The sequence below is a fragment of the Pseudomaricurvus hydrocarbonicus genome (genome assembly GCF_011602365.1).
GTDB lineage: Bacteria > Pseudomonadota > Gammaproteobacteria > Pseudomonadales > Cellvibrionaceae > Pseudomaricurvus > Pseudomaricurvus hydrocarbonicus.
On the sequence record NZ_JAAONZ010000004.1, the window covers coordinates 138,427 to 164,960 of the forward strand.

General features: G+C 49.5%; 19 protein-coding genes. 10 read left to right on the forward strand and 9 right to left on the reverse strand.

Annotated elements, in window-relative coordinates:
- Positions 1 to 609: 609 nt before the first annotated feature.
- The 3 genes from G8770_RS07270 to G8770_RS07280 all read left to right on the forward strand — a co-directional run bounded on the left by G8770_RS07270 (position 610) and on the right by G8770_RS07280 (position 4,992).
- Positions 610 to 3,393 carry a putative bifunctional diguanylate cyclase/phosphodiesterase gene (locus G8770_RS07270; protein ID WP_167184053.1) on the forward strand — a complete coding sequence of 928 codons (2,784 nt, stop codon included), beginning with the start codon at positions 610 to 612 and terminating at the stop codon, positions 3,391 to 3,393.
- 224 nt (positions 3,394 to 3,617) lie between these two features.
- Entirely contained in the window at positions 3,618 to 4,244 is a 627-nt protein-coding gene (locus G8770_RS07275) for a TetR/AcrR family transcriptional regulator (RefSeq protein WP_167184056.1), read from the forward strand.
- Positions 4,245 to 4,410: 166 nt separating this feature from the next.
- Entirely contained in the window at positions 4,411 to 4,992 is a 582-nt protein-coding gene (locus G8770_RS07280) for a DUF1285 domain-containing protein (RefSeq protein WP_208022106.1), read from the forward strand.
- 108 nt (positions 4,993 to 5,100) lie between these two features.
- On the opposite strand, the gene G8770_RS07285 is transcribed toward G8770_RS07280, so the two are convergent.
- Positions 5,101 to 6,723 carry an electron transfer flavoprotein-ubiquinone oxidoreductase gene (locus G8770_RS07285; RefSeq protein ID WP_208022132.1) on the reverse strand — a complete coding sequence of 541 codons (1,623 nt, stop codon included), beginning with the start codon at positions 6,721 to 6,723 and terminating at the stop codon, positions 5,101 to 5,103.
- A gap of 491 nt (positions 6,724 to 7,214) precedes the next feature.
- On the opposite strand from G8770_RS07285, the gene G8770_RS07290 reads away from it, so the two are divergent.
- The 4 genes from G8770_RS07290 (at position 7,215) to G8770_RS07305 (ending at position 11,499) form a co-directional block, all read left to right on the forward strand.
- Positions 7,215 to 7,967, forward strand: a complete 753-nt coding sequence (locus G8770_RS07290) for an electron transfer flavoprotein subunit beta/FixA family protein (protein WP_167184062.1) — start codon at positions 7,215 to 7,217, stop codon at positions 7,965 to 7,967.
- The gene (locus G8770_RS07295; RefSeq protein ID WP_167184064.1) at positions 7,964 to 8,893 is read left to right on the forward strand and encodes an electron transfer flavoprotein subunit alpha/FixB family protein; all 930 of its coding nucleotides are present in this window, start codon (positions 7,964 to 7,966) and stop codon (positions 8,891 to 8,893) included. The genes G8770_RS07290 and G8770_RS07295 overlap by 4 nt, the downstream gene beginning before the upstream one ends.
- 82 nt (positions 8,894 to 8,975) lie before the next feature.
- Entirely contained in the window at positions 8,976 to 9,170 is a 195-nt protein-coding gene (locus tag G8770_RS07300) for a DUF2788 domain-containing protein (RefSeq protein WP_167184067.1), read from the forward strand.
- Between the two features lie 130 nt (positions 9,171 to 9,300).
- Positions 9,301 to 11,499, forward strand: a complete 2,199-nt coding sequence (locus tag G8770_RS07305) for a response regulator (RefSeq protein ID WP_167184070.1) — start codon at positions 9,301 to 9,303, stop codon at positions 11,497 to 11,499.
- Between the two features lie 69 nt (positions 11,500 to 11,568).
- On the opposite strand, the gene msrQ is transcribed toward G8770_RS07305, so the two are convergent.
- The 4 genes from msrQ to G8770_RS07325 form a co-directional block, all read right to left on the reverse strand.
- Positions 11,569 to 12,225 (reverse strand): protein-methionine-sulfoxide reductase heme-binding subunit MsrQ, encoded by a 657-nt coding sequence (gene msrQ / locus G8770_RS07310; protein ID WP_243760320.1) that lies wholly within the window; start codon positions 12,223 to 12,225, stop codon positions 11,569 to 11,571.
- Positions 12,226 to 13,236, reverse strand: coding sequence for a protein-methionine-sulfoxide reductase catalytic subunit MsrP (gene msrP / locus G8770_RS07315; RefSeq protein ID WP_167184073.1), 1,011 nt, complete (start codon positions 13,234 to 13,236; stop codon positions 12,226 to 12,228). It abuts the gene before it with no gap.
- Positions 13,237 to 13,395: 159 nt separating this feature from the next.
- Complete coding sequence (gene xthA, locus G8770_RS07320) at positions 13,396 to 14,211, reverse strand: exodeoxyribonuclease III (protein WP_167184076.1); 816 nt, start codon at positions 14,209 to 14,211, stop codon at positions 13,396 to 13,398.
- A 109-nt stretch (positions 14,212 to 14,320) separates the two neighbouring features.
- Positions 14,321 to 16,438, reverse strand: a complete 2,118-nt coding sequence (locus G8770_RS07325) for a carboxy terminal-processing peptidase (RefSeq protein ID WP_208022107.1) — start codon at positions 16,436 to 16,438, stop codon at positions 14,321 to 14,323.
- Positions 16,439 to 16,914: 476 nt separating this feature from the next.
- Here G8770_RS07325 and G8770_RS07330 point away from each other — a divergent pair, with 476 nt between their 5' ends.
- Both G8770_RS07330 and G8770_RS07335 read left to right on the forward strand, forming a co-directional pair.
- Positions 16,915 to 18,285: a DASS family sodium-coupled anion symporter gene (locus tag G8770_RS07330; RefSeq protein ID WP_167184079.1), complete on the forward strand. Its 1,371-nt coding sequence runs from the start codon at positions 16,915 to 16,917 to the stop codon at positions 18,283 to 18,285.
- 26 nt (positions 18,286 to 18,311) lie between these two features.
- Positions 18,312 to 19,205 carry an AEC family transporter gene (locus G8770_RS07335; protein WP_167184082.1) on the forward strand — a complete coding sequence of 298 codons (894 nt, stop codon included), beginning with the start codon at positions 18,312 to 18,314 and terminating at the stop codon, positions 19,203 to 19,205.
- A 59-nt stretch (positions 19,206 to 19,264) separates the two neighbouring features.
- Here the strand turns inward: G8770_RS07335 and G8770_RS07340 are convergent, their stop codons facing one another.
- Positions 19,265 to 22,582: a mechanosensitive ion channel domain-containing protein gene (locus G8770_RS07340; RefSeq protein WP_243760338.1), complete on the reverse strand. Its 3,318-nt coding sequence runs from the start codon at positions 22,580 to 22,582 to the stop codon at positions 19,265 to 19,267.
- Between the two features lie 646 nt (positions 22,583 to 23,228).
- On the opposite strand from G8770_RS07340, the gene G8770_RS07345 reads away from it, so the two are divergent.
- On the forward strand, positions 23,229 to 23,510 hold the full coding sequence (locus G8770_RS07345) for a polyhydroxyalkanoic acid system family protein (protein WP_167184088.1): 282 nt from the start codon (positions 23,229 to 23,231) through the stop codon (positions 23,508 to 23,510).
- Between the two features lie 102 nt (positions 23,511 to 23,612).
- On the opposite strand, the gene G8770_RS07350 is transcribed toward G8770_RS07345, so the two are convergent.
- The 3 genes from G8770_RS07350 to G8770_RS07360 all read right to left on the reverse strand — a co-directional run bounded on the left by G8770_RS07350 (position 23,613) and on the right by G8770_RS07360 (position 26,456).
- Positions 23,613 to 24,623, reverse strand: a complete 1,011-nt coding sequence (locus tag G8770_RS07350) for a YhdH/YhfP family quinone oxidoreductase (protein ID WP_167184091.1) — start codon at positions 24,621 to 24,623, stop codon at positions 23,613 to 23,615.
- Positions 24,624 to 24,719: 96 nt separating this feature from the next.
- The gene (sohB, locus tag G8770_RS07355) at positions 24,720 to 25,778 is read right to left on the reverse strand and encodes a protease SohB (protein WP_167184094.1); all 1,059 of its coding nucleotides are present in this window, start codon (positions 25,776 to 25,778) and stop codon (positions 24,720 to 24,722) included.
- A gap of 24 nt (positions 25,779 to 25,802) precedes the next feature.
- The gene (locus G8770_RS07360) at positions 25,803 to 26,456 is read right to left on the reverse strand and encodes a cation/multidrug efflux pump (protein WP_167184097.1); all 654 of its coding nucleotides are present in this window, start codon (positions 26,454 to 26,456) and stop codon (positions 25,803 to 25,805) included.
- Positions 26,457 to 26,534: the final 78 nt, after the last annotated feature.

Genomic DNA, 26,534 nt, shown 5'->3' on the forward strand with positions numbered 1-26,534 from the left:
AAGAATCCTCTTTAAGCACAACCCTAAAATTGAGCCTTCAGAATATCTTCCAGCTCAACTGGTGCTTACTAACACTTGGGGGATGTGTATCACCAGTTACTTATCAGTATTGACCAACCTGATGAAACTTCCAGTCTTCGTTATTCTATTCTTAAACAGATTAGCAATATCTTTAGATTGAAATGCTACTAATTCGCTATATCCTTCGTTCAAAAATTGTTCAGCTTAGGGGCTTTGCAGGTTGTTTTAGCAAAGCGGGTGTCCTTCGAGGTATTGAACTACCAGTCCGGTGTTTTTAATATGGCCAACCCCGTCTGAATATTGACCATATTGTTTGCGGATTGATCCGCCCTGTGCCTTTCAATACCCGCCTTATCTCAATTGCTGTTAGACTCGAAATTCAGTTAAAAAATAAAATTTACAGGGATGCGGATCAGTTAAAAGCGTATGCACAACGACGAAAATAAAAAAGACTGTCCGGAGCTGACCGCTTTAGCCGCGGTTTCCGATTGGGCCTGGAGAACAAATGCTGAAGGTCTTCTTACTGAGATCACCTGTAACGCAGACTCTGTCCTAGGCTGCCCCAAAGAGCGCTTTGAGGGGGTGTATATGCTTAACTACCCACAGCGCGTCCTGCTTAATGATTCACAACAGAACCTGGAAGACGCCATTGCCAAGCTGACGGGCTTCACCAATGTATTCATCCTGTGCCGCCATGCTGATGGGCATCCGGAGTTGCTTTCTATCAATGGAAGCCCGCGTTTTGATCAACACGGTGTGTGTCTGGGTTATCAAGGCATCTGTACTGTTGTCGAGCAGCAGTCAGCGATTCAGCTGGTTCTAAAACACTTTCACCATAAATTAACCGGGCAATTGGGGGAAGATTACTTCAGGGCACTGGTCAAGGCACTGGCGACGACATTACACCTGGATTGGGTTTGGGTTGCTCGTTTCGATCACGGCAAGCGCAAGGCTGTGCAAACCCTTTCGGTGTGGGGCGATGGTGAGTATCGTCAAAATATCATCTACCCGTTGCAACAAACTGTCTGTGAAAAAGTCGTTAATGAGCGCCTGAAGGGCGCTTATATCCCTTTGCCCAATGGTCTTGACGAAGCCATCAGTGGAACCGACAGTGACTTTGAGTCTTATTACGGTTACCTGCTGGAGGATAACGAGGGAAATCCCATCGGTGTCCTGAATTGTCTGTTGCGCAAGGATGTGGCCCAGAAATACTATCTGAGCCAGATGATCGAAATCGTCGCTAAACGCTGTGAATCTGAATTGCTGAGGCTGGAAAGCAATCGATCGCTGCTGATACAAAAAGGCGCGCTGGAGAAGGCCCAGCTTATGACCGGCTTTGCGGCATGGCGCTATGAACCTGACCAAGACCGGCTTTTTTTTAACGACATCGCACACAGTATGGAATTGGAGCTGCCGTACAGCGTAAACAATCTGGACGATGTGATGGCGCTAGTACTGCCTGATTACCGTATCGCCCTAAAAAGTTTCTGGGAAAAGTTACTGCTTGGTGCCCAATTGCAGGAATTGACATTTCCCATACAGACCGCGGACGGCAGTGTGCACTGGATGCAAACCATTGCCAGCGGTGAGGTTGCCAGCAGCGAAGTCAACTTCGGCAAAGCATCATCCGTTGCCGTTGAACGCATTACCGGTGTCATTAAAGATGTCTCCGTCTCAAGGCTGTCGGATAAGCGCTTACGATTGTTAACCGAAGCGGTGACGCAAAGCTCAAATGCCATCTCAATTACCAACCTTGATGGGTTGATGATTTATGTAAACCCCGCCTTTGTGCAATTAACCGGTTACGATTCAGAAGAAATTTTAGGGGTAAAGGAAAGAACCATAGCGAATGAACTGGGACCGGCTTCAAACCAAAACATTGTACGCGATTGCCTGGCGGCCGGGCGCCCCTGGAAGGGAGAGTTTCATAACCGCCGTAAAGACGGGTCACAGTATTGGGCTTCTGTGTTAATTACTCCAATGAAGGGTGATGATGGGCTGGTCGCTAACTATCTCTATGTCCAGGAAGACATTTCCTACAGGAAACACCAGGAAGAAAAACTGTTTCATCAGGCTCATCATGATGCCTTAACCGGCTTGCCGAACCGGTTTTTGGCCATGGATAGGCTGTCACACCGTATTAACAATTCAAAACGCTCTAATCAGCACACCGTATTGATGCTCATTGACCTGGATAACTTTAAACAGGTCAATGACAGTATCGGTCATGCTGCGGGCGATATTTTGTTGATGAAAATCGCCAAGCGCCTCCAGTCTACGCTCCGGTCCGGGGATACGGTGGCTCGACTCGGAGGCGATGAGTTTGTGGTGATCCTGGAGTTCACTAGCGCTCAGGCAGCGGAGTTAAGTGCAAAGCGCATCATGCACGTACTGCGAGCCCCCATGAGTATCATGGGGAGAGAGCTGGTGACTAGCGCGAGTATTGGCATTGCTGAGTATCCCCGGGACGGCGATACTCCTGAAATCCTCATGCGTAACGCGGATGCCGCCATGTATACGGCGAAATTCGCCGGGAAAAACACCTACAGCTTTTTCACTCCGGCGATGTACGATCAGAGCCAGAAGCGGTTAAAAATTGTTTCAGAGTTGCGCAGGGCGCTTACTCGCCAGGAAATTACCTTGGTGTATCAGCCCATAGTGAACGCCTTTTCGAAAGAGGTGATAGGCGCGGAGGCGCTGGTCAGGTGGAACAACGAGGTGCTGGGCAGCGTCAGTCCTCTTGACTTCATCCCCCTGGCAGAAGAGTTGGGCTTAATTGTAGAGATGAGTGACTTTATAATTGCGCAGGCAGTGGCTCAATGCGCGCAATGGTCTATGTATCGAGCGGATTTTCTGATGGCCATCAACGTGTCTCCTCGTCAGCTACGGGACAATCGGCTGAAGCGCTCCTTAATTTCCGCGATTGAATCAAACAACATCCACTGTCACCAAATCATGCTGGAGGTCACAGAAGGGGTTTTGGTTGATAATGTCGACGCCGCCTTGAGTTTCCTGCAAGAGCTTACGGAGCAGGGGTTTCAGTTGGCCATTGATGATTTTGGTACAGGGTATTCATCACTGTCGTATTTGAAAACCTTCCCGTTTCACCGCCTGAAAATAGACCGCAGTTTTATTCACGATGCACTGCTCAGCCATGAAGATGAGACCCTGGTAAGGATAATGGCGGATCTTGGACACCAATTTGGCATGACGGTTGTGGCCGAAGGCATTGAAAATCGCGGTCAGGAACAGCTCGTCGAGAAGCTTGGAATTGAGGCCTACCAGGGCAATTATTTCTCACCACCCCTGTCGCCCGGAGATTTTCAGTCGCTCATTGAGAAAAGCAAAGACAATGGCGTGATCCTGATCTAGGGCGTATTTAGAGGGGTGATTGAGCGCCATAAATCGCGGAACTGAAGGTCGCCGCGGGCTGAACTGCAGCGATTAAGGATCTGGGCGAAGGTATTGTGCATTATGAATATGAATGAGATTTTTTTCTCATTTTGTGACTAAAAAAGCATAAATATTCACTATTCGCTTCATCTAAAATACATTAACCTGTGGGCACCACCCAAAAGTAAATTTAAGGTGAAGTAATGGATAAAGCAAAACAGAAGGTTCAGCAATTCCGACAGCGTGAGCAGGCTATTCTGGATACAGCGCTGGAGCTTTTGATTGAACATGGTGAAGACAAGGTCACCGTTGAGCAGATTGCAGCTCGTGTAGATATTGGCAAGGGCACGATCTATAAACATTTCACCTCCAAAACCGAAATATATATCCGGCTTCTGTTTGATTATGAACATCAATTAAAAGCCGACATGGACCAGGCCATCATTCAGGCCGAAGCCGGGGATTACAGCGCCCCGGCTCGGGTGTATTTTGAAAAACGCATGTCAGACCCGGTCCGCGCTCGCTTGTTTCAGCGTCTCGAAGAGAAAATGGTGGCTAACGGCGAAGAAAAAGAAAAGCTGCAAGAGTTGGAGGATATACGACAGGAAGCCCTCGTTAATCTCAACAAGTCTTTCGCCAATCGCATTCAGGAGGGGCGCCTGATCAAGGATGTGCCGCCCTATTATTATTATCTGGCCTATTGGGCCCTGACTCACGGTGCCGTAGAGCTGTATCATAACCATTCCTTTCATGACCTTATTGCCGATAAGCCCGATTTCATGAAATTCATCATGGATTTAGGTGTCCATATGGGTGTTAAAACGCCCTGAGCAACCCCCTAACTTTAACCGTTAGCCGCCGTCACGCAAAGGCTGCCTCCGATGGTGATCTACAGCTCTGTGGTTTTGGGGATCTCAGTGAAAAGCCGGAAGTCACGGGCAGAACTTAACACTGAATACCTATATTATGGATTTTTCCTCCGTCGAGTGATCTATTATGACGTCCTCCAACAGCTCTGAACGCCTGTTTGAATCCCTTCTGGCGATGCAAAATGAGTACCAAATGAGTCTTCCGCCCGTGGCCAAATGGAACCCCGAACTGAACGGTGATCTTGACATGAGAATTGATCGAGAGGGGCGCTGGTTTTATCAGGGAGGGGAGCTGAAAAGGCCAGCCATGGTGAAAATGTTCTCCTCCATTTTGAAGCGCGAGGGAGACGATTATTTCTTGATCACGCCGGTAGAGAAATGGCGTATTCAGGTGGATGTCGCCCCTTTTGTGATGGTAGCCATGCGTCAAGAAGAGGAGTCAGGTGTCAGCGGCGTGGTCTTGACTACCAATGTGGGTAATGATGTGTTGATCGGCCGGGAAAATCCATTCTGGATCGACACTGAGCTCGAGGCTACGCCACTGCCTATGGTTATGGTCAGGGATGCGTTGCCTGGGGTGTTGAGCCGGAATGTGTTTTATGAGCTGGTTGAACTGTGTCAGCCAATCGCGCAAGCGTCGGGTGATGGCGATGAACAATGGGGGTTTGACAGCGCGGGGCAAACGTTTTCCATCGGCAGTGTTGTGTAAGTGCCCTGAGCAACGCACACAATGCTTGAATGAACGAAGCAACACAAAAGAAGGAACACAAAAAAAGGAGGCGTATGCCTCCTTTTTTTGTGATCAGCGCCCCCCCCCCTACATGTTGGGGTAGTTAGGCCCGCCGGCACCTTCAGGTACAACCCAAACGATATTTTGAGTTGGGTCCTTAATGTCACAGGTCTTACAGTGTACACAGTTTTGAGCGTTAATCTGGAAGCGTGGACCCTCAGACTCCTCAATGATCTCATACACGCCAGCAGGGCAGTAACGTTGAGCCGGCTCTGCGTAAGTTGGCAGATTGTAATTGACCGGAACCTCGGCATCCTTCAGGGTGAGGTGACAAGGTTGGTCTTCTTCGTGGTTGGTGTTGGACAAAAACACCGACGTTAACTTGTCGAAACTCAACTTCCCGTCGGGCTTGGGGTAGGTGATCGGTGTAAATTCTGCAGCAGGTTTCATCTGCTCATGATCGGCAACCGGGTCAGACAAAGTCCAGGGAAGGCTGCCGTTAAAGATATTAATATCAATGAACGCGTAAGCAGAGCCAATGATGTTGCCCCACTTGTGCTGGGCAGGACCAAAGTTACGCTGCGCCCACAGCTCTTTGTAGGCCCAGGAGTTCTTATAGGCCTCACCGAACTCGACCACATCATCGTTGGCGCGGTCCGCCTTGATAGCCTCGGCGACGCATTCTGCCGCAACCATGCCGGATTTCATGGCGGTGTGACTGCCCTTGATCTTGGCAAAGTTCAATGTGCCAGCATCATCACCGATTAACATGCCGCCGGGGAAATGCATCTTGGGCTGCGACTGAATCCCGCCCTTGCAGATGGCTCGGGCGCCGTAGACCAGGCGCTCACCGCCCTCTAAATACTGCTTGATGACGGGGTGGTGCTTGTAGCGCTGGAATTCGTCGAACGGGCTCAGGTAGGGGTTGCTGTAGGACAGATCCGTGATCAAGCCACAGACGACCTGATTGTCTTCGATGTGGTAAAGAAAGCTACCACCCGCAGCACCGTTTTCAGCCAGAGGCCAGCCCGCGGTGTGTACCACCAGGCCTTCCTGGTGTTGCTCGGCGGGCACTTTCCAGATCTCCTTGATGCCAATGCCGTAGTGCTGAGGCTCTTTGCCTTCATCAAGGTTGTATTTGCTGATCAGCTGTTTGCCCAAGTGACCACGACAGCCCTCTGCAAACAGGGTGTATTTACCGTGCAGCTCCATGCCCGGCATATACGAGTCTTTGTGCTCACCGTCCATGCCAACGCCCATATCACCCGTGGCGATACCTTTGACGCTGCCATCTTCGTTGTAGAGCACTTCCGAGGCGGCGAAGCAGGGGTAAATCTCTACCCCTAAGGCTTCAGCTTGCTCGGCCAGCCAGCGGCACAAATTGCCCAGGCTGATGATGTAATTGCCTTCATTGTGCATGGTTTTAGGTACAAAGAAGTTAGGGACTTTTTGACCCTTCTCGGCATTTTTAAGCACATAAATGTCGTCACCTTTGACCTCGACATTCACCGGCGCACCTTTCTCTTTCCAGTCGGGAAAGAGTTCAGTCAGGGCTTTAGGTTCGAAGACAGCGCCTGAGAGGATGTGAGCACCAACCTCAGAGCCTTTCTCAACCACACAGACACTGATTTCTTCATTCAGCTGGCGAATACGGCATGCGGCTGCTAAACCTGAAGGGCCAGCACCGACGATGACGACATCGTATTCCATATATTCACGTTCCACAGTCTTCTCTCCTGGCTGTTATGACACGTTTTGCAAAACAGAAAGCCTTGGCTAATCTTAGGCTCTTTACAGTAATTTAACCTGACGCGAATTATATAGAAGCTAACTTGCTGATACCAATGGCAATTTCTACCATTTGCAGGGTAAAAAGGGCACTTTGGGCACTTTACCGAAGTTTTTTTGTCTATTATCGGACTCTTAATTAGTGATTGACCGTAACTCTTTACAGAGTTCTGCAGCCCCTGAATTAAGGCGGCTTGCACCGTCAGGAGTGGCTGAAATGACCGAATTTTTCCAACTCAGGTTTTTCCGGGTATTGATTTTGACGGGCGAAACGGTCAGTATAACCGCCGCTCAAAAGACCGATAGAGCCTTATTCAAAAGGTCGGGTCAGGCTTCCGAGCCATGGAAACGCTAGTATATTGCCGTGGTAATGGCTGGTTTTTATCCTTAACAGATAAGCGAATGGGAAATCCATGAAGATTCTTGTTGCAGTTAAACGCGTTGTTGATTACAACGTGAAGGTCCGTCCAAAGTCCGACGGTACCGACGTTGATATCGCCAACGCTAAAATGTCCATCAACCCCTTCTGTGAGATTGCTGTTGAAGAAGCAGTTCGCTTGAAAGAAAAGGGTGTTGCTACCGAAATCGTGGCTGTCTCTATGGGCCCCAAGCAATCGCAGGAGCAAATCCGTACCGCGATGGCACTGGGTGCTGACCGCGGTATTCTGGTTGAGTCTGATGAAGCTCTGGAGCCACTGGCTATTGCCAAGTGCCTGAAAGCCATCATTGCCAACGAGAGCCCTGATCTGGTCATCATGGGTAAGCAGTCCATCGATGGTGACAACAACCAAACCGGTCAAATGCTGGGCGCTTTAACCTCTATGCCGCAGGGTACTTTTGCTTCTGAAGTTGAAGTTGCCGATGGCAAAGTAAAAGTGACTCGCGAAGTCGACGGTGGCCTGCAGACCGTAGAGTTGAATCTGCCCGCGATCGTCACCACTGATCTTCGCTTGAATGAGCCTCGTTACGCATCTCTGCCTAACATCATGAAGGCCAAGAAGAAGCCTCTGGATACAACAACCCCCGCCGATTTGGGCGTTGATGTGTCTCCTCGCGTTCAGACTCTGAAAGTCGAGCCGCCTGCCGAGCGTCAAGCTGGCATCAAGGTAGCAGACGTTGCTGAACTGGTTGATAAACTGAAAAACGAGGCGAAGGTAATCTCATGAGCATCTTAGTAATTGCTGAACACGACAACGCCAGCCTCAATGGCGCAACCCTGAACGTGGTAGCGGCGGCAAAAGCCATCGGTGGCGACATTGAAGTTCTGGTTGCTGGTTCTGACTGTGCAGCCGCTGGCGACGCTGCTGCAAAAGTCGATGGCGTAAGCAAAGTATTGGTTGCTGACAATGCGGCTTACGGCCATCAACTGGCTGAAAATGTATCTTTGCTGGTTGCTGAAATCGGTAAAAATTACACCCACATTTTGTTTCCAGCCACGTCTAATGGCAAAAACATCGCACCTCGCGCTGCAGCACTGTTAGACGTTCAGGCGATCTCCGACATCATTTCGGTAGAAAGTGCAGACACCTTCAAGCGTCCTATCTACGCGGGTAATGTTATTGCTACCGTACAGAGCTCTGACGCCGTTAAAGTTCTGACGGTACGCGGTACCGCTTTCGATGGTGTGGCTGCCGAAGGTGGCTCCGCAGCAGTGGAAGCTCTGGCTTCTGTTGACGATGCGGGCATCTCTGCTTTTGTTGGCGAAGAGCTGGCAAAGAGTGACCGTCCTGACCTGACTGCCGCCAGCATTGTAATTTCTGGTGGTCGCGGCATGCAAAATGGTGACAACTTTGAGATGTTGTACAAAGTTGCTGACAAGCTCGGTGCTGCTGTTGGTGCATCACGTGCTGCGGTCGATGCAGGCTTTGTTCCTAACGATATGCAAGTTGGTCAGACCGGTAAAATTGTTGCTCCGGACTTGTATGTTGCTGTTGGTATCTCCGGTGCGATTCAGCATTTGGCGGGTATGAAAGACAGTAAAGTCATTGTTGCTATCAACAAAGACGAAGAAGCTCCTATCTTCCAGGTTGCCGATTACGGTCTGGTTGCGGATCTGTTTGATGCGATTCCAGAACTGGAAAACAGCATCTGATCAATTCTTTGAATTGATAAAAAGCCGGCTTTAAGCCGGCTTTTTTGTACTGTGTTTTCACGTTGCTGACGAGGTAAAAGCAATGGACATAGAAACCTTTGAAAGTGTGTCGCTTATTTTGGGGGTCGGTGGCCTGATCGCTTTCATGACATTCATCATGTGGGATCTGGCAAAGCAATCGAAAGCAGGGCGCTTTGGTACGATGATTCTCTTTATTGCGCTGGGCCTGGGTTTACTGGGGTTTCTGATCAAAACCGTCCTGGTAGAAGTCTTATAGTAGATTCGATAATGTGTTTATAACCATCTGATAAATAAGTAATTATTCGAAAAACCTCAGGTTGTTTCGAGCTTGTGAATTGCAGCTATACTGTTACAAACATCGCTAACTTTAAACCAACAGGGACTCTGTGATCTTATTCAGCGCGACCAGCAAGGTACAAAAAGACCGTGCGATTATGCGCGAAACCGACACCAGGATGGCCAAGTACAGTGGCCGTGGTCTCATCATCAATGTGTTCACCTATTTACTGTGCCTGGTCATTGGTGAAATTCATGTGGTCGCTCCAGTCACAACGGTTGTTCTGACTTGTGGACTTATCATAGCGACACTGGTTCGCGGCTATATCCTGGTGCGTTTTGAAAGCCTTTATGCCAGTGGACCATCGCGTTGGCGAACCTTCTTTTTTATTGCTACTTTGCTGGGCGCGGCCTGGTGGAGCATCATTTTGGTGGTTTTTACCCTGACGCTGGGGATGACCGCAGAGACACCTTATTTGTGGGTGTATACCATCATTTTCTTTGCTACCACCGTCCATGTGACCTCACCCTTCAGGCTGTTTAGTCAAACCTATCTGGTGTTAACACTGTTGCCTCCCACCTTGGCGGCGCTGTATGTGGGGGGGGTGCCCGGGTACATGTACAGTTTGATGATGCTTATTTTCATCGCGATGCTGTTCCAGATGGTACAAGTATTGAGTCGGGGCTATTGGGAGCGCTTCGAAGCCAACTACGCACTCAAACAAAAAGCGATTGCGCTGGAAGTCGAAAAGCGTGATGTGAATGCCTCCGTGGATTTGAGTACCCAGTTTCTGAACAGCCTTGGGCACGAGTTCAGAACCTCGTTGAATGATATTTTAGGCGGCCTGACGCTGCTCACTGACAGTGAGCTGGAAAGCCACCAGCAAGAACTTTTAAAACTTGCTCAAAAAGCGGGGGAGAGACAGCTCGACCTGGTGAACAATGTGGTTGACTTCTCCCGCATCAATAACCGTCAGCTGGTGTTGGACCACAGTGTTTTTAATTTACGGTCTCAACTGGAGTTGTGGATCACTGATCTGGCCGTGAACGCGCACCAGCAGTCGGTCGAAGTGGATTACGATATGGATCCCGCCGTTCCGCTGCGTGTCAACGGAGATGCCAAGCGTATAGGACAGATTTTCAAATACCTGTTCAATAACGCCATTCAATTCTCGGAGCAAGGAAGCATTTTTGTCGATATTGATTTTAAGCGTGACAATGATCAAGGCGGCATGCTGGAAGTGATTATTATTGATTGCCTCAAGGAAGAGCGTCCGCCGATAGAGACAACCGAGACTGAGCCAAAATTTGAATCCTCCAGAACAAAAGGGCTGTGGTTTACCATTTGCAAAGGCCTGACGGAGTGCATGGACGGCGGGGTGGACATTGATTGCAGCCCCGGTAAAGAAACCCACTATCGCTTGCGAATTCCTCTCAAGGCCGCTGAGCAGCAGCTGGTCAAAGTCACCAGCAACCCTAAGCTGCGTGATAAGCGGGTGTTAGTGATCGCCGAGGGGCTCCCGTTAGGTGCCGCACTGAAGAGCGAAATGCAAGATTGGGGGCTGCTGGTCAATGAGGTATCTGGGTTTGATAGCGCAGAAGCAGAGCTGCTGGATCTGGAGCCAGCCTCAGATCCATACGATCTTATCATCAATGTTGTCTGGCAAGATGCTGAAAAAGCGCTTGCGTTCAGCCGGCGAGTTTTGAATGCTCACTTGGAGCAGCCTATCCCCCAGATCTTTTCACTCTCGCACAACCACTCGAACGATGCCGGTGTGCGCCAATTCATCGAGGAGCAACCCAGCCTGAATTACCTGTATCGGCCGCTCGTGCCGCAGATTCTCCACGACCTTATTGCACACAGTCTATTGGGGAAACCCATGACGGGGGGCAAGGGCGGAGAGCCAGAGAGTGACGACGTAGGTGATTGTAAAATTTTACTGGTTGATGATCATCGTGTGAATCAGATGGTGGCCGAGGGGATGCTGAAAAAAATGGGGTATCGCGTCCATCTCGCTGGGAACGGCCTGGAAGCTCTGGAGGAGATTAAGGGCGGAGATATTGATCTGGTCTTGATGGACTGCCAAATGCCCGAAATGGATGGTTTTGAAGCCACTCGCAGAATTCGCAAAATTGAAGATGAATCCGGCAATGACGGTCATATTCCAATCATAGCCATGACCGCGCACACCGAAGACGGTGATCAGTCACAATGTCTGGCCTGTGGCATGGATGATTATCTTGCCAAACCTGTTCAATATGAAACCCTGCAGACCCATTTGATCCGCTGGTTAGGAAAATCGCACTGATAAGGCTAGGGTTTGTCATGAACTTGCCGGTCAGTGGCGAACGGTGGACCTGGCGGTAAACTGCAGGTTTCAGCTTGAAGCCCCGTTATCATGGGCAACCGGGCGATGCTTAAAGTGAACGTAAGACATAATGCTGTCTCGTCGTAGCCACAATAAATACAGGGCAATGATCAAATAGCTGCAGGGCTCAATCCAGCCGCTCTTTACCGACCACCAGAAGTGCAAACACACCAGCAACGCAATGACATAGATGGTGCGGTGAAGTTGTTTCCAACGCTTGCCCATGGAACGCATGAGCTTGGGGATCGAGGTGATTGCCAATGCCAGCAGCAACAACAGGGCCAGCAAGCCCACAAGAATATAGGTTCGTTTAATCAATTCTTCCCCGATTAATGACCATTCAAAGGTCAAATCGAGAGCGAGCCACGTGGAAAAATGCAACGCAGCCCAGACAAAACACCACAGTCCAAGGGGTCTGCGCAAACGCACCAGAAGGCCAAACTTAAGTGCTCTGGCCAACGGCGAAATGCACAACGTCAGCAACAGCAAGCGCAGGGCCCCGATGCCCAAAAAGTGGGTTAGCTCTTTCACCGGGTCCGCCCCTAGCACTCCCTGTGGTATTGCCCAATACAGCCAGAGCAGCGGGGCGAGAGCACCAATATGCACACAGACACGCAAAGTGTTCGATGTTTTGCGACCGGGCTTTAGCATCTGATGAGCCGTCATTTAAAAATATTTTCTCAGGTCCAGGCCGGAATAAAGTGATGCAACCTCATCGGCATAGCCATTGAACATCAGTGTTTTCTGTCGCGAACTGGAAAAGGCGCCGCCTTCCCCGATAAAACGTTCACTGGCCTGTGACCAGCGCGGGTGGTCAACGGAGGGGTTCACATTGGCATAAAAACCGTATTCATGAGGCGCCAGAATATTCCAGGTCACCGGCGGTTGCTTTTCCACCAGACGTATTTTGACAATGGATTTTATCCCTTTAAAGCCATATTTCCACGGCACCACCAATCGAACAGGGGCCCCGTTTTGTGGTGGCAGGGTCTTACCATAAAGCCCCAAAGCCAAGGTGGTCAGCGGGTGCATGGCTTCGTCGATACGCAGCCCCTCAACATAGGGATAGTCAATTCCGCCACCCAGGTAGCGAGACTTTTGGCCAGGCATTTGCTCTGGGTCGTACAAAGTCTCAAAGGCGACGTATTTGGCGCGGCTGGTCGGTTTGAATTTCTTCAGCAGTGGGCCTAACTCAATGCCCAGCCAGGGAATGACCATCGACCAGGCCTCGACGCAGCGCATACGGTAAATCCGTTCTTCCAGCTGCGCGGTTTCCATCAACTCCCACACATCGATTGTTCCAGGCTTTTCGACTTCGCCCTCAACTGTCAGGGTCCAGGGTTCGGTTTTTAAGTGTTGGCTGTTTCTGGCTGGGTCGGTTTTGTTGGTGCCAAATTCATAAAAGTTATTGTGGTTTATGACTTTGGACTCCGGGGTCAGTATCAACCCCGGGTCGAGTGTTCCGGGGGTATACGCTAATGGCTTGCGAGGGGCTTTTTCAGAGGGCGTATCATTTCCCAGCAATTGATCGAAGATTCCGGCATGACTGTTCAACGACAAACCTGTAGCCGCGACGATACCAAGGCTTTTCAGGATCGATCGGCGATTCAAATACACATCTTCGGGGGTAATTTGACTGCCAAGAATGCGGTTATTGGCACTCTTTTTTAACAACATAACATTAACACCCTGATAATCGATCTGATGTAATCATCGCCCTAAAAATATTGGGCGACAGCCTGGAACCAAAGATATTGCGTAGCCACCGGGTCGATCAACTTTTTGACCCTGCCCAGTGGTTACGTCTATGACCGGCGATCCGGCATTTAGTTGCTGTTAAAGCGAAAATTCCGTCCAGATAGGCGCGTGGTCGGACGGCTTTTCCATTCCACGAACGTCATAGTCCACACCGGCGGATTTACAGTGTTGTAACAAGCTTTGCGACACCATGATCATATCAATCCTCAGGCCGCGTCGGGGCTCGCGCTCAAAGCCCTTGCTGCGATAGTCAAACCAGCTGAAGGTCTGGCTTTCCTCAGGGTGTAAATGCCGGAAGCTGTCGACCAGTCCCCAGTCGCACAGCCGGGCAAACCATTCACGTTCTTCCGGCTGGAAGCTGCACTTACCGGTTCTCAACCAGCGTTTTCGGTTGTCCTCACCAATCCCGATGTCCAGATCGGTAGGCGAAATATTCAGATCGCCCATGACAATGACTTGATCATCAGGGTGGCAATGCTTATTCAAGAATATTTGCAGGTCCGCGTAAAAAGCCCGTTTATTCGGGAATTTGGTCGGATGGTCAATGGATTCACCCTGGGGGAAATACCCATTGATCACCTTTATTTCTCCGCCAAATGGAGATGCAATGGTAGCCGCCACAAAGCGCTTTTGGGACTCGTCGGTATCCGTTGGATAACCTTTATGAGTGGCCGACATGGGGACTTTAGAGAGTAGGGCGACGCCATAGTGAGTCTTCTGGCCATGAAACAGCACGTCATAACCCATTTGTCGAATTTCGTCGATGGGAAAGTCCTGGTCCTGAACTTTCGTTTCCTGGAGGCCAATTAATAACGGATCGTGACGTTCAATGATCGCTTGTAATTGATGCAACCGCATACGAATGCTGTTGACGTTAAACGAAATAACTTTCATAGGTCTCTCAATTTAAATGGGTGAAATTCAAAATACAGAAGATCGAGCAGGCAAAGTTTGGGCATTAAAAAAGCCAGCGCATGGCTGGCTTAGTCAGGTCAAGCCGACTTTAAAAATTGGCTACTTGCTCTGGACCTTTGTTCAAAAGGTTGATCATATCGATAAGGATGTAACCGGCTTCAGAGAGTAGGGCATCGTCGTCGGTATTTAATTGCTTCGAGGATGTTTCTTGCTCTATCCGTTCAGCAGTTTTTGCATCCCTTTCTTTTTCCCACTCTTTGGACGATGCATAGGGTTCCAACCCTTTGGCGGTGCGACGTTCATTTTCAATGGCCAGTGACCTGGCTTTCATGTCTTCCTGCTCTTTGATGCGCTCCTGCTCATTGAGAGAAAGTTCCTGGCGAGAACGGCTTTCTTCCAGGTTTTTAACCTGCTTGTTGAGATAGACAAAGTCGGGGTCTTGCAACTTGCGAATGTCATGTTTGCGGGTGATCTCGCCGATGATAGCGTCAATATTGTAATAAGCCTCGTGGGGGACCGGATGTATCTGATCCCAGGGGAGAGCCGTATCATAGGAGCTTTCACCCACTTCTTTCGAATCCACCAGAAAGGGAAAACTGACATCCGGAATCACACCGCGATGTTGAGTACTGTCCCCCGAGACTCGATAAAACTTAGACTCGGTAATTTTCAGTTGGCCAGAGTAAACCGGCGTCAATGACTGGACTGTTCCTTTACCAAACGATTGACTGCCGACGATCAGACCGCGCTTGTAGTCCTGGATCGCACCGGCAAAAATTTCTGAGGCCGAGGCACTCAGACGATTGGTCAGGACCAGCAACGGCCCACGATAGACCGCTTTATGGCGCGAACGGTAGTTGCGCGAGATGGTTTGGCTGGTTTGACGGATTTGCACCACAGGCCCCTGATCAATAAAAAGATCCGTGAGCGTCGTGGCTTCCTGTAACGAGCCGCCACCATTATTGCGTAAATCAATGATCAGGCCATCCACCTGCTCTTGTTCCAGCTCTTTGAGTAACTTGTACACATCCTTGGTGGTGCTTTTGTAGTTAGGATCCCGGCGACGATAAGCATCAAAGTCCAGATAAAAGGCCGGTACGTTAATGACCCCCAATTTGAATACTTTATCGCCATCGCTGAGCTCGATAATGCCTTTTTTTGCCGCTTGTTCTTCCAGTTTGACTTCGTCACGACTGATTCGAATCACTTTGCGAGCGCCGTCGTCTGAGCTTTCAGAAGGCATCACTTTCAAGCGAACGATGGTGTTTTTACCGCCGCGGATCAGTTTAACCACCTCATCCAGACGCCAGCCGACCACATCCACCATCTCACCTTCGTCCCCCTGGCCCACAGCAATAATCTTGTCCGCAGGCTTTAACTCGCCTTGCTTAGCTGCCGGCCCACCAGTAATCAGGCGTACTACTTTGGTGTATTCATCTTCAGACTGCAGTACGGCACCGATGCCTTCAAGAGACAAAGACATGGAGATATTGAAGTTTTCCAGGGTGCGCGGAGACAGATAGCTGGTGTGCGGATCGTAGAGGAGGGTGAGGGCGTTGATCAGCGCTTCGAACACATCGGCAGAGTCCTGCTGTTCGAGACGGGTTAACTGGTTTTTGTAACGACGCAACAACACTTCTTTGGCTTTTTCGGTGCTTTCGTCGGCCAGTTTCAGGCTCAAAATGCTGGCTTTTATCCGCTTACGCCATTTATCGTCGGCTTCTTTCTCATTTTTCGCCCATTCCTGGGCGTCATCAGAAATAGGGATGGACTCCTGTTTGGTGAAGTCAAAATTGAAGCCTTCAGGGCTTTCGAGCTGCGAAATGACCCACTCTAAACGATCGGTGGCGCGGTGAAAGTATTTGACGAAAATATCATAGCCAGGGTCAAGATCCCCCTTGAGCATGGTGTCATCCAGTTTAGTGGCGTATTTTTTATGAAACTTGTCGATGTCAGTCTTGAGAAAGAATGCCTTGGCGGGATCTAGGCTGGAGATATATTTGTCCAGCATGGCCTCGGATAACTCGTCATCAAAGGGTTGATTGCGGTAATGGCGGGTGGAGAGCTTGTCGATGATATCCACCGCAGTCTTCGATTGTTCTTCTGTGAAATGAAACTCAACGTCCTTGCTGAAACTAAGGGTTGAAAGCGAAAGAAAACCGAAGGTTATCAGGGGGATCAAAAAGCGGCGGCATGTCTTGCGCATAAACAGTCTCTGTCTGGAACGTGAGGCGGGTCAGTGATATTCAATCACGAAGAATCTGGCACTAACGACTACTTTATCAAACGTACTTATATTCAGAAAATCAAAAAACACAGGAAATTTAAACGAATCCAACTATAGCATAGAGCGATTCCGGTGAAACCGGTAATCTGACCTGGGGGGCATTTATCGACTCAGGCCAGGTTTACGCGAAAAGCCAATCAAATCATTACCTTGGAATGACTATCTGATTAAACACTCAATTTAACATAATATACATTATGCGAAGTAATGTATTCAAACTACACAGTTACAACGTCTAGAAATATGACCGGCCCGCGCCCTGATGGTTCCCGCCATCCCTGGGCTTAATCTTCAGGATTCGCTGTAGCGAGCGCTGATAAATCGGTACTGATGTCGCCTAATAAACATGTAAACTTACGCCCTCCAAAAGCCAATCAAGTTTTAATGGAGTAAACATGCCTCAGGTTGAGCCCACAACAGTCAGTGAAGGATCCACTAAATGGGGGGTTGTGCTGGCGGATCTTGGGCTTCTGATGGTCCTGTTAAATTGGCTTCCGTACGAAAAACCCCTTAACTCCGGATTGAGTCTGCTGATATTCATTGCCATTTTATGGCTGACGGAAGCTACTCATATCACCTTTACGGCCTTGCTGATCCCGGTGTTATCCATCCTCATGGGGCTGCAAACCACACCCGAAGCGCTGATCAGCTTCGCCAATCCGATTATTTTCCTGTTTTTCGGTGGATTTGCCCTGGCCGCGGCGCTGCACCAGCAAGGTTTGGACAGAATGATCGCCAACCGGATCCTGGCCCTGGCTAAAGGGCGGTTTATTGTCGCCGCCCTGCTGCTGTTTTTGGTATCTGCGCTGTTGTCTATGTGGATCAGCAACACGGCAACCACCGCCATGATGCTGCCGTTGGCACTGGGGTTGTTGGGGAGCCTTGATAGGCAACGGTATCACAAGACTTTTACCTTCATTCTTTTGGGTATCGCTTACAGCGCCAGTATTGGCGGGATTGCCACCCTGGTTGGTAGCCCGCCCAACGCCATCGCGGCCTCCGAGGCCGGGTTAAGTTTCCGGGATTGGATGGCCATAGGCCTACCCATCAGTCTGTTGATTTTGCCTTTCGCAATTCTCACGCTCTATCTGATTTTTCGCCCGGCGCTGGATTTAAACATTGCCACGGATCAGGAACCTGTACAGTGGAGTGTCCCCAAGGTCATCACACTGTCGATTTTTGTGGGCACGATCAGCTTATGGATCTTCTCCAAGCCTTTGGCGATGGCCTTGGGTGGTATTGATAAATTTGACTCCTGGGTTGCCATTGTGGCGGTCGTGTTGATAGGTGTCACCCAGTCGGCCTCCTGGAAAAAAATTGAACAGCAAACAGACTGGGGGGTTTTGCTGCTGTTTGGCGGAGGCTTGACGCTCAGCAGTGTTCTCAAAATCACCGGGACCAGTGTTTTCCTGGCGGAGAGTCTGACCCATATGCTGACAGCAGCACCGATCTTTATCTCGTTACTCGGCATCGCAGGGTTTGTGATATTTTTAACGGAAATGGCTTCCAATACGGCCAGCGCAGCGCTGCTGATCCCGGTTTTTGCAGCGGTTGCCGAACCCTTGGGGCTCTCCCCCATTGTGACCTCAGCAGTGATCGCCGTCGCAGCGTCTTGTGCCTTTATGTTGCCTGTCGCCACACCACCCAATGCGATTGTATTTGGCAGTGGTTGCATTCGCCAAAAAGACATGATGCGTGCCGGGTTGGTTCTCAATATCCTGTGTGTATTTGCGGTGGCCATCTATTTTTATTGGCTGTTGGCCTAATCTTATAACCCCTTAGTGTTCTGTGTATGATTTCACCGCTGCTCAACATTCTTACCCCTATTGTGATCTGTGCCGCTATTGGCATCGGCTGGAAAAAAATGGGATTTGATTACCCGTCGGAATTTATCGGCCGGTTAGTCATGAACATTGGAGCGCCCTGCTTAATCCTACATAGCCTCGTTGGTACCAAGGTATCGCTGTCAGCGCTGGGCGATGTCGCCCTTGTTGCCACCCTGATTTTGGGTGTGATGTTAGTCTGCTGTTTTGTCGTTTTGAAAATCTTTAACCTAAATTACAAGACCTATTTGCCACCACTGCTGTTTCCTAACAGCGGTAATATGGGACTCCCGCTGTGTTTATTTGCTTTTGGTGAAACCGGGTTGACGCTGGCAATTGGTTATTTTCTGCTAATGATGTTTGGCCACCTGACCCTGGGGCTGCTGATTCTTGAAGGCATTGAAGACGGCCTGTCACATGCGCTTAAGAACTTACTCAAGCAGCCAATGGTTTACGCCATGGCAATTGGTTTGATTCTCTGTGGTAACCAGATCGCCCTGCCGGTCTGGGCGGCCCACACCGTAGAGCTATTAAGTGGGGTAACGATTCCATTGATGCTGATAACCCTGGGGGTTTCCCTGACCAGTTTGAAAGTGGAATTTTGGCAGCGGGCCCTGTCCCTGAGCCTTTTTAAACTTGCTCTCAGTCTGCTCGTTGCCGCCTCTGCGTGCACCCTACTGGGCCTGGAAGGGGTAACCCGAAATGTTATCCTGCTGCAGGCCGCCATGCCCGCCGCAGTCTTTAATTACCTGTTTGCAGTTCACTATCAGCAAAAACCCGAAGAAGTGGCGGGCATTGTGGTCGTTTCAACGTTAACCACGGTGCTGGTCCTGCCCTTTTTACTGTCTTACCTCATCCTGTAGCTCAACCGTAACGGTCACCAACACAAGCTGGCGGTAATAACTGTGGCTGAGTTTGAGGGTTATGCCGGACTGGGAGCATCCTTATCGCCCGAGCCCCCTGCGTCCGCAGACGGAATAAACTCAGGCGGCTCAGCACTGTCCTCCCCACCGGATCTGACCCACACATCCCGTTGCGGGAAAGGAATTTCGATATTATTTGCTTTGAAGGTTTGATTAATGGCGACGTGCAACTCGTGAACCAGGGGCATCAGGTCGAGCATGCCCGGCACAAATACACGCAATTCAAAATCCAGGCTGCTGTCACCAAACCCGACAAAAAAGACAGCGGGTGGTGGGTCGCTGATGACTCTTTCATTGTCAGAAATGACTTTTGTTAACAGCTTGTGCACGGTCTCGACATCAGAGCCATAGGCCACGCCCACCTTAATAATCTGGCGGGTGATGGGATCGCTCAATGTCCAATTGGTGAGCTGTTCGGTAATGAAGGTTTTATTGGGAATAATTTGTTCTTTTCTGTCCCAGTCCGTCAGTGTTGTGGCTCGTATCCGAATTCGAGTCACAGTCCCCGTATGCTCCCCAACGGTGACGGTATCCCCAACCCGGATGGGTCGTTCAAACAGGATCAACAAACCAGAGACAAAGTTTGCCAGGATTTCCTGCAGCCCAAACCCGAGCCCGACGCCCATGGCAGCGACCAGCCACTGCAGTTTGGACCACTGGACCCCGATCAAATTTAGAAAAGCGATAGTACCCAACAGAATGATTAGATATTTGACCACGGTAATGACGGCATAACTGCCTCCAGGTCCGAGATCCATGCCTCGCAGCACTGAGATTTCTAAAGCACCGGGAAGGTTGCGGGCCCCCAAATACGTCAGCACCACCACCAGTAAGCCAAGGGTCAGGTCCCAGACCGTGACTGATCTTAACGGTGCGTTGGGGTCCGAGGTGGAAACCTCCCAAAGCTCCATCGTGTCGAAGGCGCTCAACGCCGGTGTCACATTACCCCAGACATTCCATAAGGCGTAAGCGACGAGAACAGCGGTTATAAGCGTAATAAAGCCACGGGACTGCTGGCTGACCGCATCCATATCGACTTCCTGCAAAATCAGGCTCTCCGGCACGCCTTCGGCAGCATCATCAGCCGCCTGCCGGCTAACCTGCAGTGCCCTTTCGGCCTTGCGCTTGGCTCTGATGCGTTCAAGCTTCATGCGTCGCTCGAGTAATGCAACCCCCCGTATGGCCAGTGAGTAGATCACCAAAAAGGTCGCCAATAGCCAGGCAGTCATTAACAGTCTGCCCAGTATTTCCAGAGCTGTAAAATGATACCCCAGGCAAGAGACCACAATGAGGATCAGAGGCATACCCACGGTAAACCCATAAACCCCATACTGCAGGAATCGACGTTGGCTGGGATGCTTTACCAACTTATCGGTCAAAACTTCCGCACTTGGTTTGAATATAAAGTGGCTAATCAGCGACAGAGCCAGAGAGGCGATAATAAAAAGTGAGCGGCTGATGGCTTCGTAAGGCTCTACAGCGTCGTTCATGATCGGCATCAATACGGAAATTGTCACCATAACGGCCATCAGCCAGGGCAGATGCTTTCTGACCAGGGCAATAATACGGGGACTCCATTTAAAATGTACTTCAGCTAACCCACCTTTGCGGCAAATTTGAAAGAAGACACTTAATAACACCCAAAGAATAGCTGCGTTAGTAAAGCCCTGCCTCAAGTGAGCGGCATAACCTCTGCCCCCTTCCAGCAGTTCAGCTGATCCCATCAAAAACAAGGCAGTGGGCAGTGCCAGCAATACAGTGATGCACAAGGCATAGAAGGTGCTGCTCAGTTTGTCGACATTCACTTTACCGACGTTCTCACCCAAGTGTTTTAACTGTCTCTTCAGATTGCTTTTTAACGCTGTCAGCATAAAGGCCAATAAAAAATACAGGGTGGCGCTAAATGGGTTGTTGAAGTTTTGCACTGCTTTGGAAATTTCATGCCAGTGCTTGTTGCCAAGCAAACGAAGCAGATCCCGGTTTACATTGCTAATACTGTTGAAGGTGACGGGGGTAGTACTTGGAATCCAAAATAAGCGACTGTTCAACAGTTCTTGATATTCCTCTACCCTCTTGCCCAATTGGGTATTTTCGCTGTGAACATTGATTAAGGCACTCGTATAATGCCGGTAAGCGTTAACATTATCGCGAAGTAGCTCAAGCTGTTCTTGCAGCAATTCCTTCAACAACCCACTCGATTCCGGCGGCTCAGGAGTGATCAGGTCGTGCTGACGATCCTCAAGACGAAGCTGGTTGATTTGTGCATGAGTCAGTTCTTTTTCCAGGGTGTTGGTATTAATTAACTGTGGTAAGTCTTTCGAAAACTGCTTGCGCTGTTCGAGAAGATCTACACTCAGCGTAGAAAGTCTCTCAGCACCGGCAATGGACAGTTGCTGCGACATACTGGAAAAATAGCGCTCAACTCGGTTTAGTTCTTTTGACAATTGCTCAGACTGTGAAAGGAGCTCTGAGGTGCGCGCCACAACAAAAGATAAATCATTGGCCAGGTTGGCATTTTCTTCGGCTACCGCCTGAATGTCCGGGGTGGCTTTTTTAATTTGATCTTCGCGCTGCCGGGCTTTTTCTACCTTTTCGTCAACAACCTGTTTTCTTACCTGGCTTAGAGCATCTTCTACCAATTTAATTTTTTGATTGGTAATGTTCAGCTTTTGCGTATACAGATTATCTTCTCGATCCAAAACCTCCGCGCGGGTATCACGGGTCAGCAATCGCTGGCGAAGCATTTCAACCCGTGAATTTGTGAATTCGACCTCGCTTAACTGAAAAGTATTACGAGCATTCGCGAGCTCAACACTGTCGCCAGTGCGATTTTTGTTCAGCTCATCTTTGGCTTGCGATTGTTGTTGCGTCGCCTCTTCAAGCAACTTCAGCACGTTTTGTTCGTCCGCCAGCATTTTGGAACGAATATCGGCTTGTTTTGCTCGTGACTCCAATAGCTCGGTCTGTAACTTTAACAGGCTTTTTTCCAGGCTAGAGATACGCTGTTGGTTGGACAGCCCCTCCAGATCCTGAACGGAATCAGGCGCGGATTTCAAATTTGAAATCTGCTGCTCAAGTGATTTTAAATCAGCCGGGGCCTTTGCCATTAAATCCGCGTAGATTTTTGCCCGCGAGCGGTTTTTCTCTGCCCCTTCCAGGTTTTCAACAGCCCGGCTGTACAAGTCCAAAATTGCTTTTTTTTCATCAGCTTCCAGGTTTTCGGCAACCTTGATGGCATTAATTCGTGCCTTGAGATTTTGCACATTTTGATCACTGCTGTGAGATGACTCATCGGCACTGACCGGGTTATATACCATAAAACTCAACAATAGTGCCCAAAGACAAGCGGTGACACACTGATAAATCCGAACCTTATAGTTACCCACTTTGACATGGTCCTTTGCTGAAAAGATGGTAGTTGGTGAGCCGGTGGACAAGCATTGTACGAATCGCTCCTTGTGCTTTCAGGTTGGCTTCCTGTGTTGGAGTGGCGCCTTTAAGTAACGGGTATTTAGGCGTTAACATTTAACATCGTCACGGAGGCGCTCCCAGGCTCTAAGCTTACACTGAAAAAGCGTGCCACTCCGAGGTTGACCCAAAATATCTTTCCCGCCCTGCGGTGTAAAATATTCACTCCTTTGGTCTTTATTCAGTAAAGTCTGACGCCTGCGGTCGCCTATGGCGCTTTGCGCCAATTCGATGTCCCACAGCGTTTGAACGAAAGACTGTCTTCCAGTAAATTGAATACTGGGTGTTCGCTATTTTCGCGTAATTTGGCATTGTTTTCCTCTAGTATATCTCCAAACTTCGGCCTGTCGACTCGATGACTTTGGCGTCAATATTGCCTGCAAGCTGTTGAAATCTTAAACTTGAGCCCAATTATTGAACAAAGCCATTTGGGCGTTTAGCGTCGATGACGTAAAATGACGCACGATAATCATGAGTCAGAGTGGAAATCAGTCAATGAAAAAAATCCAGATTCGTCGGGAGCACGGTTTAGGAAAGGAAGATTGTCAAAAGCTTGCCGATAAGATTACCGATGGCTTAATCGCCCGTATTGGTGGCAGCAAAGTGGTCGATGGCAATGTGATTCACTACAGGCACATCAGCGGCAGCAAAGGTACTTTAACCAGCGAAGACAACTGTCTCCATGTTGATGTATCCCTTGGCTTGCTGGTGCGATCGTTTGGTTCATCAATCGAAAAAGAGATCCACGGCACCTGTGACGAGCACTTAAACTGCTGAGCGGCGCCAGATGAAGCCATGGGCGGTGTGCCGGGTATGTGGTGCCACTCGTCACCAGAACCTTCTTACCGGGGGCTGGCTTTTGGGAAAACATCAGGGGTTTCAGTCCGCCAGTTTTATCAGGTAACGCCCCAATGAATGCCCATTATAGATTTGGGTTAAAATTTTGGGCACCTGTTCAAGGCTCAGCTCTGTGGTCATAAATTCCAACTGAGCCACTTTCCAGGGGCCCGCGAGCAAGCCCCAGATCTCTATTTTAGCCTCCAGGGGTTGCTCCACAGCGTCTACCCCCAGCAGGTTCACATTCCTTAACACAAAGGGGAATACGTTGCCCCTGAACGTCGGAGCAGACGCAAGACCGCAAGCCGCAACACTGCCCCCGTAATGCAAGGATTTGATCAGGCTGAATAAATAGTCTCCCCCCAGACAGTCTATGGCATTGCCCCAGTGGGGCTTGGCCAATGATTTACCTGCCAACTCGTCCAGACTGCTGCGATCAATTACCTTGGTCGCCCCCAATTCGATGAGCCCTTCGTTGGCTTGCAGCTTACCGGTGATTGCCGCCACGGTGTAACCGAGTTTCGCCAGCAGAGCAACGGATAAAGAGCCTACTCCCCCAGTCGCTCCGGTAACGGCGACATCCCCATCTTCCGGTTTGGCTCCCATCTGAATGAGCTTTTGTACGCACAGCGCTGCAGTCAAACCTGCGGTACCGTACTCCATGGATTCACGAAGCGATAGGCCCGAAGGGCATCTCACCGCCCACTCTGAGGGTATACGGATATATTCGGCGAGGCCTCCAGGGGTGTTCATGCCCAGGTCGTAGCCAGTGACAATCACTTCATCGTCGGGCTGAAACTGGCCGCTGTCATCTTTAACCACGACCCCGGCGGCATCTATGCCTGGCGTGTGAGGGTATTGGCGAGTGATCCCTTTGTTGCCATGGGCACTCAAGGCGTCGGTGTAGTTGAGGGAGGAATATTTCACTTTTACCAGCAAGGGGTGATCTGGTAAATCGTCTGTATGTCGCTGTACTATAAAACGCTCAAAGTTATTGGTGCCGTTTTCAGTTACCCAAAGTGCTTTAAACGGTTGTCTTATCGCGCTACTCATCGCACTACACCGCTCGCGTAAGTTAAATCAGGTACAGAAAATCATGTCTGTACCTATTTAAACTAGCACAAAGTGGAGCGTAAACGAGTGTTTTAGCTAGGAAAAGAAACGCATACTTTGTAAGCGCGTAAGCCAGGTTAGCAAAAGGCGATCAGCCGCTCCCTGTGCCGCTATGCCCAGTTTTTCCTGAATGCTCTTTTTAAAGATAAATTCCACCTCAAACACATCGGCGGTTTCCAGTCGGTTGTGTATGTATTCGTCACTGGTCATAAGTTCATCCACCAGCTTTTGCTCCAGCGCCCGGCGCCCAAACCAGACATCGCCGGTGGCAACCTGTTCTATATCAACCCCGGTGCGGTGTTCACTGACAAAATCCTTGAACAATGTGTGGGTGTCTTCCAGGTCCTCGACAAACTTCTCTCTGTCCTTATCGGTATTTTCACCGAACATGGTTAAAGTACGCTTGTACTCGCCTGCGGTTAACATCTCAAAGTCAACATAGTTCTTTTTCAATAAGCGGTGGAAGTTCGGGAGTTGAGCGACCACACCAATGGAGCCCATGACCGCAAACGGTGCCGCCAGGATTTTATCCGCCACGCACGCCATCATATAGCCACCACTGGCAGCCACCTTGTCGACACAAACGGTTAAGGGGATACCTTTCTTTTTAATCCGGTCCAACTGGCTTGAGGCCAAGCCATAACTGTGAACCATACCACCACCACTCTCCAGCCGAAGCAGGATCTCGTCCTGAGCGGTTGCAATGGACAATACCGTGCTGATTTCTTCACGCAGATTGTCGACAGCAGAAGCTTTAATGTCTCCATCAAAATTTAAAACAAACACCCGTGGTTTGGTTTTTATATCTTCAGGGTGTTTTTTAGCGGCTTTTTTCCGGCTTTTGGCTTCCGCTTTTTCTTCTTTTTCGTGAGCTTTCAGCTCTTGTTTGCGCAGCTCAGAATCCATCACTACGTCTTTCAGTGCATCCTGAGTCGCTTCGTACTGATCATTTAAGCGGGTTACTTCGATATGCCCCTTCTCTGATCTTTTGTTCTTATGCCCCATCGACACAACAAACCCAACAATCAACAATACGGTCAATAAAACCGTAATGGATTTTGCCAGAAACAGTCCGTATTCGGTTAAAAACTCCAAAGTATTCTCCAATATTTAACAACTTTATTGCCAGCGCCTGATTGCTACTTCGGCAGGCTCATTAAGGGGGCGGGAAATTAATCCACTGTGGGTTAAATTGATTTCATAAAGCGCTCCGTCGCTCATGGGTACATAGGTGGCACTGCCATAGAGGGCATCCAGCCAGGGAATATTTTGATCAACCATTTTGTACCATCGCCACGCGTCCACTCCCGATATGCTGGGGTTGAGGTCGTACACGGTCCGTTCCGATAAACGCTCCTCTTCCAGGGAAAAATACCGTCCCGCCAGACGGTCGAGCCGATAGCCTGGCTTCAGACCATAGCGTGCGAGTGAAGGTTGCCATTTGAAAATGCGAGCATCCAGTTGCCACTGGTCTCCTTTTAATTCAAACTTTTGTTCCACCCCGTCTGCATTGACTAATATAGCCTGATAATGCTGATCCTCCAGCTGTTTAAAACTGATCGTCGCGACCGACTTTTCAGTCAACAGTTCGTGATAGCTGAACACATCCCAGGCAAACAGACCGATGATGGCAGACAGAACAACCAGCGCCAGTCCTAAAGTGCCTTTTAACCAGCCCATTAACCAACCACCACTGAATAAGGTTTTTAATGCGCGCAGCAACACCAGCAAACTGATGATTGCAACGGCAATAGCTAATCCACCGTAGAACATATATTTATCCTATTTTTATCTTCTTTGCCGATGTCGCTGCTATTCCAGAGACTTCAATGTCACACATCAACGCTTATC